Source organism: Streptomyces sp. NPDC058620 (assembly GCF_042717135.1).
GTDB lineage: Bacteria > Actinomycetota > Actinomycetes > Streptomycetales > Streptomycetaceae > Streptomyces.
The window spans coordinates 21,721-32,806 of sequence record NZ_JBHXQO010000037.1 but is presented as its reverse complement, the minus strand read 5'-3'; the positions used below and the strand labels follow the sequence as shown (position 1 = coordinate 32,806).

The window sequence follows — 11,086 nt, the reverse complement described above, 5'->3', positions numbered from 1 at the left end:
ACGTTCTGCCAGGTTGCGTAACGCGTAACGCCTCGCCTGCGCAGGCCGCTTGACCTGCGGAAAGATGGCCTCTCGGGCGTTACGGTGTCGGGCGTAACGCGGTCCGCTTTGCGATGGTTCATACCATCGCCTGCTGATCGCTCGTCTCTCCCAGTGCCAGTGGTGTGAACTGGAAGCAGCGGGCGGTGCGTCCGTCGAATCGCGTGACGATGCGGTACGTGATCTTCTTCTTGTCGACGGCGGAGGCCAGGTATCCGGCGTCGGCCCAGGTGTCGACGACCGCGTCGAGCTTGTATCCGGCGTCGTCGAGGATGCCGCGGAGGCGTTCCGGCAGGACGGCGATGCGGGTCTCGGTGTCCGTCGTCTTCACGGCACCCAGCCAGCCGCGCAGGGGCGGCCGCTGGTCCATGCCACCGGGCCACAGTTCGAAGTCGTGAGCGGCCAGGTACTCGCGGACGACGTCCATCGCCATCTCGGCCTGGTTGTCGGTGGCGTTGGCGGAGGTGAACACCCGCTGCCAAGTGGCGACCGGTAGCGGATCGTAGGGCAGGACCCCGGTCTCGCAGGCCATGGCCTCGGCCAGGGCGAGGGCGGCGACCATGGGGGCGCGGCGGCCCGTCATGTCGTTGTCACCGCGGAACTGCTCCGTGAGTTCCTTGTGCCTCAGCCTCAGCCGCTCCCGCCCTCCTTCACGTGCCAGTCCTTTGCGGACCAGTTCGACGAAGGCGGGGCCGGCGTGCCCGTAGTTCTGCAGGACGGCGTCGCGGGTGCTGACTGCTGTCGGTCCGCCGTTGTTCCCGAACGGCGCCTCGGTGGTGCACAGCGCGCGGCCCGCGGCTCCCTGGTTCCGGGTGTAGGAAAGGATCGTCCGCTCCCCGGTGGACATCAGGATCGTCTCCCAGGGGAGAGCTCCGGCGTACCCACCGCTGCGGTCCTTGCCCTGATTCATCGGCAGCTGGTACAGCACGTAGTCGATGATCGTCTCGTCGGATACGGACATGGTCTCGTCGAGGAAGGTGGGCAGGCCGCGCACGAGATTGAGCCGCTTCTCGATGGCGAAGGCAGTGCCGCGCCAGTTGGAGATGGCGGGCGCATCCTCGCTCGGGTTGGCCCAGACGCTGCACCCGCACTGGAGGGCGGTGGTCTTGCCCTTGGTGGAGCGCGAGGAGATGTCGACGGTGAAGGACCGGACATCCAGGGGCTTCAGGAGAGGGGCGGCAAGGGACGCGGCGATGATGATCCTGGGGACGGTGTAGTTCTCCAGGCGGCCCATCGCCGTGCGCCAGTCCTCGAAAGTTCCGACTGCGCCGTAGGCGGTGGAGGGTACGCGCTGCTCGTCGTACTTCACTTCGAGCTTGACGCCCTTGTCGGGTGCAGCAACGAACTGGCCGTCGCGCTGCCAACCCAGGTTGCGGGCCATCGCCTCGTGCGGGATGACGCCGAGGTTCTCGACCTCGAACTCGGCGAGCCACCGTTCGAGGGGGCGGGCGTCGGCCTCGATGGCGGGCAGTCCGGCGGACCCGAGGTACTTGATGAGTTCGCGTCCCCGCTTGGCGACGTCGCGGGGTACGGGCTTGGCAACGACCTTGCCGCGGTCGGTCCAGGCCAGCTCGACCAGCTGCTCGCCGTCGCTGTCGACGTAGGAACAGGTAACGACGATGGGTGCGAACGTGATGCGGATCCAGGTGTCAGGCTCCTCGCCCTTGCCGGGGCGCCGCATGAACACGCCTCTGCTGTCGACCTTGTAGTTCTTGTGGGCCTTGACACCCGGCAGGTTGAAGACCTCCGCCAGGTCGAAGCCAACCTCGGGTGCGGGCGGGACATCGTCGACCGGTTGCGCCTGCTCTTCGGGTTCCGCGTATTGCAGGGCATTGGCCCCGTCGATGGGCGGTGCCGGGCGGGGGGCGGGTACGGGACGCAAGTGCTGACCCCTTCCGGTCCGTGACGTGGCCCGGACTTCTTCCAGCACTTCAGCTGGTAGGGCGCGGGCTGCTGACGTCGCCTGGGATGTGTCGTTGGCGGCATGCCTAATGTCGGCGGCCGCAGCGGACAGGTCCCCGCCGTGGTGGAGGGCAGCGAACAGCATGGGCGGGGAGAGGACTTGGTTCAGCGACCCGGGGTCGAAGCCGGGGAAGTTGTCGGTCCGCACGGTGACGGCGGCGCCGCCCTTGTGAACGGACACGCCGGTTGTGGATGCGCCGGTGGACCAGCCGGGCCGCAGCCACTGCTGGCAGTCGCCGCCGCAGTAAGAGCAGCTGCCGGGTTCCTGCTGGTGGTAGGTGCAACCGACGTAGGAGAGGATCTCGCCGCAACACGGGTGGTTGCCGAGGATCTCGATGGGCCCGGGGCCGTCATTGCGCGACTTGTGTCCGGCAGCGGGGCGCGGCGTCGGCGCGACCCGGACTGGCGCCGGCTTCGGTTTCGGCTTGAGGGCGTCGGCGATCTCAAGGAGTTCCTCGAGGGTGTAGCTCGGGCCGCTGGCTTCCAGCACCCGGCACATGACTTGGGTCCGCCCGGCCTTGCGGTTGATGGTGCCCGGCAGGCGCAGTACCCGTGCCAGGTCCTTGACCCCGGCCCCGTAGTCGACGCCCATCTTCTTTGCGCCGAGGAGCAGGATGTTCTGCCAGTCGGCGGCGAGCTGGGCGGCGGCGGCGAGGTCGATGTCTTCGCCGATGACGGCGGGGACGGTGAGGTTCCACCGCTTGTACAGGCCGCCGCCACTGTGGTGGGTCTGTGTAGCGGCGGGGAGGCCGGCTACGGCCGGGATGTCGGCAGCCTCGTCCGCATCCTTGGGTAGCCCGGTGGTCGCGTGGCCGTCGCTGCCGAAGTCGAGGTCGGACCACATGTCGAGGAGTGCATGGGAGTCCGCCGCTTTGCCGCGCCCGCTCGTGACGGAGCCGGGCGCGATCGTGGTGACGCGGACGTAGATGCCCTCGGCGCCAGCGCGGTCCTCGGCCATGGCCCACTCGACGAGGTTGCCGATGTCAGCGGTGCGGATGCCGGCGAAGTTCCGTGTGGAGCAGACGGCGAGGAGTCCGGGCGGTGTCGCGCCGAAGTGCTTGGTGACCCAGTCCCGCATGATCTGCGGGTCGGCTGTCAGCGGCTCGGTGTTGCGTTTCACGAACCGGTGCTCTCTTCTCCAGGGGCCTGGGCGGCGAGGTGGTTGGCGGCGGTGTCGAGGCTGGTGGCGAGGTCGCGCAGTTGTTGGGCGAAGTCGCGGACCTGCTCGGGGCTGGTCATCTGGCGGCGCAGGTTCACGCTGTGGTGCTCGTAGCCGAAGGCGACGATGTACGGCTGGTGTCCGGTGATCGCGACGTACTCGACGGGCACGGCGCCGCCGTCGTCGAAGGTGATTTCGCCGAGTTCGTTGGAGCAGGTGTCGTCGTAGTGCCACTGGCCGTCGCAGCCGGGGATGAGACAGCCCGGGGCCGGGCGACCCAGGGTGGTGTCCTGGGCCGCCGCGGTGATGGTCGTCTCGGTCACGGGCGGGCCTGGTAGTCGGCGCGCAGCTTGACGAGCTGGGCGTGGGAGTCGCGGAGGACGTTCACGCGGTCGGCGAGCGTGTCGATGACCAGGGCGAGGGCGTCGGGGTCGAGTCCTTCGATCCAGCAGTCGTCGATGACTTCGACCGAGGCGTGCGGCAGGCGCTGGGCCATCGCCTCGTCCCAGGGCCGGACGTTCAGGGTGATGCCGAGGATCCGGAACTCTTCGGGGGTTCCGTTCTCGTTGATCGGCAGGGTGACGTCGGTGCGTTCGGTCTGGCACCAGATGTCGGAGGGGTCGATGTGCTTGCGGGCTTCGCCGGCGTGGTCGAAGGCGCAGCCGGTCATGCAGGTGAAGCTCACCGGCTGGCCGGTGTCGCGGTTGGTGAAGGTCCAGCTTCGAGATTCTTTGGCCGGGCTCGCGGTGATCGCCTGCGGGATGTCGGTGCCGTCTGAGATACTCATGGGGAATCGGCCCTCTCTGCTCTTCACGGGGTCTGGTTGGTCGGTTCGCTCGAAGCCGTCGCAGTTCGCGCTGCGGCGGCTTCGCTGATTTCGGGCTCCACTCCGAGACTCCGGAGCAGTGCGGCCCGGGACACTCGGTACGTCCGCCCCACTCGCATCACCGGCACGGGATAGTCGCCGGTCTTGGCGAGCTGGAATCCCTTGGTGCGCCCAATGAGCAGGGCTCGGTTGGCGGTGTCCAGGTCGATTGCCACGGGCAGCCCGAGCAATTCGGCGAGCTGCATACCGCGGCCCTGGGGCTGGTGGGTGGTCTCTTCGCTCATCGTTCTCACTTGGGTCGAAGGAGTCGCCTGCTGTGCATCAGCTCGGATCGCTTCACATCACTTCAGATCCGTTCAGATCAGTCTCAGGCCGCCGAAGTTCTCGTGCGCTGTGGGACTTGACTCGAAGATACGCCCGTAAACGCCCGTGTCAAGTCGCTTACGGATAGAGATCGCTAGTCCGTGTCGGACTGTGTCGCGACGATGCCCCCTCGGCCCGCCCTCGTGCCAAGTAGCTAGGGGGCTGCTAAGTTCAGTCCATGACGAACTATGACGCTGGGTCCGAAGAGGTGGAGGCGCGTCATCAGGCGGCTGCGGAGCGCACGTCATCCGCGGTGCGACGCTCGGCCGCGGTCGAGAACGCCGTTGACGAGGTCCTTGATCCAAAAGACCCATACGAGAACGCCGTGACTGGCCAGCTTGGCGACGATGTCGATAGCGAGACACTTGCCAGTTGGAACCTGCGCCGCATTCGGCAGGTACTGAAGCTGTCTCAGCAGCAGGTATGCGACAAGCTTGCTGAATTGCCTGGTCGAAGTCGGCTCAGCCAATCGCAGCTCGCCAAGATCGAACGCGGGGAACGGCCGTGGCGCGTGAACGAGATGTTCGACCTGGCGGAAGCCCTAGGGGTCGAGTATTTCGATTTCTTCTCAGATCAGATGGGAACTGACGAGCGCAGCATGAAGGTGCTCGCAGCCAGGCTTCGCTACCAGCGCGCCATTCATGCGGCAGATGAAGCTGAGCGCTTGTTCCAAGAAGCCCTTAAGGAGCAGTTCGACGCGGGCCTGAAGCTGGTGCACACCTCTGCCTATCTGGGCGTGAAGGATGGAACAGCGCTTAGCGTTCTCGCTGGTCAGGCCGAGATCGCGGATGAAGTAGCGGAGACGTTGCAGGAGATTGGTATGCCGGCGGCCGAGGCCCTCGCACTACCTCATGTGCAGGCGAAACGGGCGAACGTGCCGTACTACGACAGGCGGCAAAAGATGGCCGCGGAGTGGGCAGAGGAGGAGTGGGAGCGCTTGGCCGCAGAGGTCCGGAAAACAGAAGAGAGGCTGGTAGCACATAGGGACGCAGAAGCCGAGAATGAGCGGGCAGAATAGAGAGGGAAAGAAGCAGGGGAGGGCTCATGGCTGCATCGCGTCGTGCGGGTGGAATCAGCAAACGCTGCGAGTGCCGTGGCCCGGATGGGAAGCGGCTGGGTGCAGCCTGTCCACAGCTGTCAAAGCGTGCACACGGCCGGCACCGGGTTTCTCAGGAGATCCCGCCCACTGCCGAGGGCACGCGCCGTCAGTTCCAGCGCACTGGGTACGACACGGCTAAGGACGCGCAGAACGACCTCTCCCGCATCCAGGCCCTGCTCGACCTGGCCCCGGACGACGAAGACGCGCAGCGCCGTATCGGTGACCTGCTCGCCCAGCTGATGACGACCCGCGGCCCGATTCCCGAACCGACCGAGGTGTCCCGCAGGATCGGCGCCGGCGTACCGCTCAACGGATCCACGACCGTCGGCGAGTGGCTCGACACCTGGGTCGCGAAGAAGAAGACACGGAAGAAGACCACCGGCGGATACGAGTCCCACATCCGCGTTCACCTGAAGCCGCGCATCGGACACCACCGGCTCGACCGGTTCAACGTCGGCCACGCACAAGATCTGTTCGACTCGATCGACGACGACAACGACGTGATCCTCGCCGAGAACCACGCCCGCCGAGAGCAGATCGCACGGTGCTCGCGCGGCAAGCCCGGTGCCCCGAAGGCGGCCGAGCGCGAGCAACTGGCAGCCGAGCGGGCAAAGCTCGCCGAGATGCCCCCGTTCCGTAAGCTCACGGGACCGGCCACGAAGCAGAGGATCCGCTCGACGCTGCGGGCCGCGCTGAACGGTGCGATCTCCGCACAGCTCATCACCTTCAACGCCGCCTCCCACGTAGAGCTGGCCTCGGGGAAGCGCCCGAAGGCGGTGCTCTGGGCGGACCGGCACGTGGCGCACTGGCAGAAGACAGGCGAGAAGCCGTCCGGGGTGATGGTGTGGACGCCCGCCCAGATCGGCCAGTTCCTCGACGCCGCCGAGGGGCACCGGCTGTACGCCTACTTCCACCTCATCGCGTTCCGTGGGCTACGCCGCGGTGAGGGTGTGGGGCAGGACTGGGTGAACGTCGACTTCGAGGGGCAGGAACTCACCGTCGCGAAGGAGATCATCGTCGACGGGTGGACGCCGGTGGAGTCGGACCCGAAGACGGACGGCAGCGCGGGCACCATCGGACTGGACAGGGCGACGGTGCAGGCACTGCGCGAGCACCAGGCCCGCCAGGCGGCCGAGAGGGAAGTGGCAGGGGAGAAGTGGGTGGAGACCGGCAAGGTCTTCACGACGGAGCTGGGGCAGTGGCTGCACCCCGACGTCGTCTCCAAGGAGTTCCGGCGTCTGTACGAGATGGTCGGCCTGCCGCCTATCAACCTGCGGGACCTGCGGCACTGCGCGGCCACCCTCATCCACGCGGGCGGCGGTGACCTGCACGCCATCAAGGAGACGCTGCGGCAGTCGTCCATCAAGCTGGCCGGCGACACGTACACCTCGCTGTTGAAGGAGGTCGACTTGGAGATCGCGGAGAACGCGGCGGCTGTGGTGCCGCGCGCCAGGAAGTCGGACGAGTCAGCCGTCAGCCCGGCGTGATGTTGGCCTGGCGCGGTATGATGAGAGTCGAACGTGCGAGGCCCCGTCACCCCAGGTGGCGGGGCCTTTCTGCTCCACCGATGCTCCACCGGACGCCCCGTAATTAGCCGACACGATCCGGCACGAAGCGGCATGACGAGCGAATCGCCCCACCGCCAACATGGGGGCTGAGCAGGTAACTTAGTCAGGACGCGGCACGGGCTGACACGAGCCGGAACGGACCGGTCTAGTACCTCATCTGACTTTTAATCCGTTGGTTGTGGGTTCGAGTCCCACACGGCCTACGCGATGCAGGGAAGGGGTTTCGGCTCCTGGCCCGTGGTGAAGCGCCCCGCCCGGTTCCGACCGGGCGGGGCGCTTCTGTGTGAGACGTGGGTCCGATCCGGGCTACATCCGGGCTACAGGTCCACCCGCGACGGCAGTGCCGTGGGGCGGCCGTAGGCGAGGAGGCGGGTGCAGACCTCGCGACTCATCCTGGCGATGTCCTCGGCCGGTGCGCGGAGTACGGCCTCGACCACGGGCTCGTTCAGTTCGGGCGTGACGACGCAGTGCGTGTCGAGGCCGAGGCCCGTCATGGGCCGCCTAGTCGAGGCCCTCCGCCTTCAGGTCGTAGACCAGCAGCAGGGTGCGGTAGGACTCGTCGGGCACGTCCTGGCATGCCTTGGGCCGGTTGCTGAGCGTCGAGTGGTTGTCCAGTGCTCTCTCGCACGTGGCCCGCACCTCCGCTTCGGACTGCGTGCAGGCGGTGAGAGCCGCGAGCAGGAGCGTCGCTCCCAGTGCTGCGATGGCGGTGGCGGTCGTACGGGTACGCATGGTCTCCCCGGGGCTGCACGTGACGGCGTGACAAGGGAGACATTCTCGGGCAACAGGGGTGATCTGGTAGGTTACTTGGCTCTCCATGCACCCGGACGGGTCACGCAGGGAGGGGTGGGCTGACGGTCATGCCGTCGGTGCGATGTTCTGGTTGGCGTGGAACAGGTTGTCGGGGTCGTACGTCTTCTTGACGTCGGCGAGCCTGTCGAAGTGGCCGCGGTAGGTGGTCCGGACGCGCTCCCGGCCCTCGCCCGCGCCGATGAAGTTCACGTACGCGCCGCCCATGGAGTGCGGGTGGAGCTCCTCCCAGTAGTCGGTGCTCCACTGGGTGACCGCCAACGCGTTGGACGGGTCCGGGTCGATGCCGGCGATGACGCCCGACCAGACGGCGTCCCGGTAGGCCCACGCGGTGTCGTCCGGGCCGACCCTGGCCGCCGCCGCGTCGACCGGGTAGAGGTGCATCGTCGACAGGCCGGTGGGCAGGCTCTCCGCGTACCGGGCGTGCACATCGATGGCCTCGTCCGTGATCCGGTCGAAGAAGTCTCCCCGCCAGTACCACTGCAGGCCCTTGGGGATGAGCTCGTCGAACAGGGTCTGGAGCGCCGGGTAGGGCATCGGCGAGGTGAAGTGGAAGGCGGGCGGGCCGGGGTCGTTGACCACCGACAGGGCTTCCTCCACTCCGGCCGGGTCCCCCGTGAAGCACCACACGACCCCGCACATCTTCTGGCCCTGGATCTCCTCCGGGAACGGCGGTGCCGGAGGAACGGTCAGCGACGCGAAGAAGCCGTACACGTCGTCGGAAGCCTGCGGCATGAACTCGCGGTACCAGCGCAGCACTTCACCGATCATGTCCAACGGCCACACGGTGATCCCCATGCCCACGGTGCCCACCGGATGCAGCCGAAATTCGAACGAGGTGACGACGCCGAAGTTCCCGCCGCCGCCGCGCAGCGCCCAGAACAGGTCCGGGTTCTCGTTCTCGCTCGCCGTGACGAAGCTGCCGTCCGCGAGGACCACGTCGGCGGACACCAGACTGTCCACGGTCAGGCCGTACTTGCGGGTGAGGTAGCCGTGTCCGCCGCCGAGGGTGAGCCCCCCGACGCCCGTCGTCGACATGATCCCCGCCGGGGTCGCCAGGCCGAAGCCGTGCGCGGCGTGATCGAGGTCGCCGAGCTGCGCGCCTCCGTCGACCCTGGCCGTTCTCGTGGCAGGGTCGACCCGCACCCCGCGCATCGGCGAGAGGTCGATCGTGACACCGTCCTCGACGAGGCACAGGCCCGGGCCGCTGTGCCCGCCGCCCCGGACGGCGAGTTCGAGCCCGTTGTCGCGGACGAAGTCGACCGCGGCCATGACGTCGGCCGTGTCCCTGCACCGCACGATCGCCGCCGGCCGCTTGTCGGTCATGGCGTTGTAGAGGGTGCGGGCCTGCCCGTACTCCGGGTCCAGGGGGCCGATGACCGGGCCGCGCAGCGCGGTCGCCATCGCTTCGAATGTGGTGCCGTCCATAGCCGTCTCCTCGCAGGGACGCGGACCGCGACGCACCGGTCCGTCTCCTTCTGCCTCGGGTCGGTGGCCGGTTCACACCGACGCTTCGGGGCCCCGCGCGTCACAGGCGGACCGGCGTCGCGGGGCAGTGCTTCAAGCGTCCCGCCGGTCGGACTGCCGCGCAATCCGGCCTCTGAAGGGGGTGCGGGCCGTCGGTCCACGGGTGCCGGAAGGCCGGACTCCGGACTCGGGAGGACCATGAAGTCATGGACGGGGACGGACACCTCGACGGCATCAGCCCGCCCGGGCGGCTCGCCGGGCCGGCCGAGGGCATCACCCCGGAGGAGCTGGCGCTCGCGGCCCGTAACCACGGCCTCCCGCTGGAGGCCCTGCGGTACGAGGTCACGCCGCCCGGTCTCCACTACGTACTCGTCCACTACGACATCCCCGCCGCCCGGGCCGAGGACTGGCGGCTCTCCGTCGACGGCGGGGTCCGGACCCCGCTCACGCTGGACCCGGCGGCCCTGCGGTCGTTCCCGGCCGTCACGCACCGGGTGACGATGGAGTGCGCGGGCAACGGCCGTGCCGGGCTCTCGCCCAGGCCCGTGAGCCAGCCGTGGCTGGTCGAGGCGGTCGGCACGGCCGAGTGGACCGGTGTGCCCCTGCGGCTGCTGCTCGCCGATGCGGGCGTCGAGGCGGACGCCGTCGAGGCCGTCTTCGGCGGCGCCGACCACGGAGTGGAGCGCGGCGTCGAGCAGGACTACCGGCGGAGCCTGCCGCTGGACGTGGCCGAGGGACGCGACCCGGAGGTGCTGGTGGCGTACGCCATGAACGGCGCGCCGCTGCCGCCCCAGCACGGCTTTCCGGTGCGGCTGGTGGTGCCCGGCTGGTACGGCATGGCATCCGTGAAGTGGCTGCGCCGGATCACCCTCACGGCCACCCCGTTCACCGGATTCCAGCAGGCGGTGGCCTACCGCTACCGGCAGGAGGCCGAGGAGCCCGGCGAACCCGTCACCCGGATCGCTCCCCGGGCGCTGATGATCCCGCCGGGCTTCCCGGACTTCATGTCGCGGACCCGTGTCGTACGGCCCGGAGCGGTGCTCCTGGAAGGCCGCGCCTGGTCCGGGCGCGCCCCCGTCGTACGGGTCGAGGTGAGCACGGACGGCTGCCGGGCGTGGAGCGACGCCGTACTCCGCACGCCGGAGGAGAGCGACGCGCACACCTGGGCATGGCGGGGCTGGCAGGCGCACTGGACGGCGACCCCCGGCAGCCATGTGCTCGGCGTGCGCGCGACCGATGCATCGGGCAGCACCCAGCCCGTCGTGCAGCGCTGGAACCGCGGCGGTTTCGGCAGCAACCACGTCCAGCGGATCTCCGTCCTCTGCGCTCCTGAAGAGGGCTGACCGGCCTCCGGTGCGAGGAGTGGTCATGAGTACGTCTGGGATGCCGTAGAGTTGTGTTCACGACGCGGGGTGGAGCAGCTCGGTAGCTCGCTGGGCTCATAACCCAGAGGTCGCAGGTTCAAATCCTGTCCCCGCTACTGAAGGACCGGGCCCGGTACGCACACAGCGTGCCGGGCCCGAGTCGATTTCCGGGTCCGACGGACCCACAACGGCCCACTCGGCCGATGACATGGCGTGATGATCCCGCCCGCACTTGTGGACAGTGCGTGACCGGGGTGCGGAAAGCGCCTCCGCACGCTCCCTCCTTTGGCCGATGAGCAGTCGCCACGCGGCGCGGCTCCGGTCAGCCTGGGTGGGGCGCGGTACCGTCCGCAACCGTAGGCGGACCCGGGCAGGAGAACACAGGTGGGGAAGCGGGACACAGGGCGGGGCGTGACTCCAGGGGGAGTC

The 11,086-nt window shown here is 68.4% G+C and carries 10 protein-coding genes and 1 tRNA gene; 4 read left to right on the top strand and 7 right to left on the bottom strand.

Annotated elements, in window-relative coordinates:
* Positions 1–118: 118 nt before the first annotated feature.
* Genes ACFWSK_RS27155 through ACFWSK_RS27140 form a run of 4 tightly spaced genes read right to left on the bottom strand, consistent with a single transcriptional unit; the run spans position 119 to position 4,270 of the window.
* Positions 119–3,121 (bottom strand): DUF927 domain-containing protein, encoded by a 3,003-nt coding sequence (locus ACFWSK_RS27155; protein WP_383791333.1) that lies wholly within the window; start codon positions 3,119–3,121, stop codon positions 119–121.
* Complete coding sequence (locus tag ACFWSK_RS27150) at positions 3,118–3,483, bottom strand: hypothetical protein (RefSeq protein WP_383791331.1); 366 nt, start codon at positions 3,481–3,483, stop codon at positions 3,118–3,120. The genes ACFWSK_RS27155 and ACFWSK_RS27150 overlap by 4 nt, the downstream gene beginning before the upstream one ends.
* Positions 3,480–3,947, bottom strand: coding sequence for a DUF6907 domain-containing protein (locus ACFWSK_RS27145; protein ID WP_383791329.1), 468 nt, complete (start codon positions 3,945–3,947; stop codon positions 3,480–3,482). Before ACFWSK_RS27145 ends, ACFWSK_RS27150 begins: the two co-directional genes overlap by 4 nt.
* Positions 3,948–3,970: 23 nt before the next feature.
* On the bottom strand, positions 3,971–4,270 hold the full coding sequence (locus tag ACFWSK_RS27140) for an integrase (protein WP_383791326.1): 300 nt from the start codon (positions 4,268–4,270) through the stop codon (positions 3,971–3,973).
* A 257-nt stretch (positions 4,271–4,527) separates the two neighbouring features.
* On the opposite strand from ACFWSK_RS27140, the gene ACFWSK_RS27135 reads away from it, so the two are divergent.
* A complete protein-coding gene (locus ACFWSK_RS27135; protein ID WP_383791325.1) occupies positions 4,528–5,367 on the top strand; it encodes a helix-turn-helix domain-containing protein in 840 nt (279 codons plus the stop codon).
* 26 nt (positions 5,368–5,393) lie between these two features.
* Positions 5,394–6,935 carry a tyrosine recombinase XerC gene (gene xerC / locus ACFWSK_RS27130; protein ID WP_383791322.1) on the top strand — a complete coding sequence of 514 codons (1,542 nt, stop codon included), beginning with the start codon at positions 5,394–5,396 and terminating at the stop codon, positions 6,933–6,935.
* Positions 6,936–7,333: 398 nt separating this feature from the next.
* On the opposite strand, the gene ACFWSK_RS27125 is transcribed toward xerC, so the two are convergent.
* From ACFWSK_RS27125 to ACFWSK_RS27115, 3 genes are all read right to left on the bottom strand, one after another.
* Positions 7,334–7,510, bottom strand: coding sequence for a hypothetical protein (locus tag ACFWSK_RS27125; RefSeq protein ID WP_383791320.1), 177 nt, complete (start codon positions 7,508–7,510; stop codon positions 7,334–7,336).
* Positions 7,511–7,517: 7 nt separating this feature from the next.
* Positions 7,518–7,748 carry a hypothetical protein gene (locus tag ACFWSK_RS27120; protein ID WP_383791317.1) on the bottom strand — a complete coding sequence of 77 codons (231 nt, stop codon included), beginning with the start codon at positions 7,746–7,748 and terminating at the stop codon, positions 7,518–7,520.
* Positions 7,749–7,874: 126 nt separating this feature from the next.
* A complete protein-coding gene (locus ACFWSK_RS27115; RefSeq protein WP_383791314.1) occupies positions 7,875–9,254 on the bottom strand; it encodes an FAD-binding oxidoreductase in 1,380 nt (459 codons plus the stop codon).
* Positions 9,255–9,499: 245 nt separating this feature from the next.
* On the opposite strand from ACFWSK_RS27115, the gene ACFWSK_RS27110 reads away from it, so the two are divergent.
* Complete coding sequence (locus ACFWSK_RS27110; RefSeq protein ID WP_383791312.1) at positions 9,500–10,636, top strand: sulfite oxidase; 1,137 nt, start codon at positions 9,500–9,502, stop codon at positions 10,634–10,636.
* A 63-nt stretch (positions 10,637–10,699) separates the two neighbouring features.
* A tRNA-Met gene (locus ACFWSK_RS27105) sits at positions 10,700–10,773 on the top strand.
* The last annotated feature ends 313 nt before the right edge of the window (positions 10,774–11,086 follow it).

What these genes read in the sequence shown, in the direction of transcription:
- ACFWSK_RS27125 (WP_383791320.1), bottom strand. Translation starts at nt 7,510, where the DNA reads ATGACGGGCCTCGGCCTCGACACGCACTGCGTCGTCACGCCCGAACTG.
- ACFWSK_RS27135 (WP_383791325.1), top strand. Translation starts at nt 4,528, where the DNA reads ATGACGAACTATGACGCTGGGTCCGAAGAGGTGGAGGCGCGTCATCAG.
- ACFWSK_RS27140 (WP_383791326.1), bottom strand. Translation starts at nt 4,270, where the DNA reads ATGAGCGAAGAGACCACCCACCAGCCCCAGGGCCGCGGTATGCAGCTC.
- ACFWSK_RS27120 (WP_383791317.1), bottom strand. Translation starts at nt 7,748, where the DNA reads ATGCGTACCCGTACGACCGCCACCGCCATCGCAGCACTGGGAGCGACG.
- ACFWSK_RS27110 (WP_383791312.1), top strand. Translation starts at nt 9,500, where the DNA reads ATGGACGGGGACGGACACCTCGACGGCATCAGCCCGCCCGGGCGGCTC.
- ACFWSK_RS27145 (WP_383791329.1), bottom strand. Translation starts at nt 3,947, where the DNA reads ATGAGTATCTCAGACGGCACCGACATCCCGCAGGCGATCACCGCGAGC.
- xerC (WP_383791322.1), top strand. Translation starts at nt 5,394, where the DNA reads ATGGCTGCATCGCGTCGTGCGGGTGGAATCAGCAAACGCTGCGAGTGC.
- ACFWSK_RS27115 (WP_383791314.1), bottom strand. Translation starts at nt 9,254, where the DNA reads ATGGACGGCACCACATTCGAAGCGATGGCGACCGCGCTGCGCGGCCCG.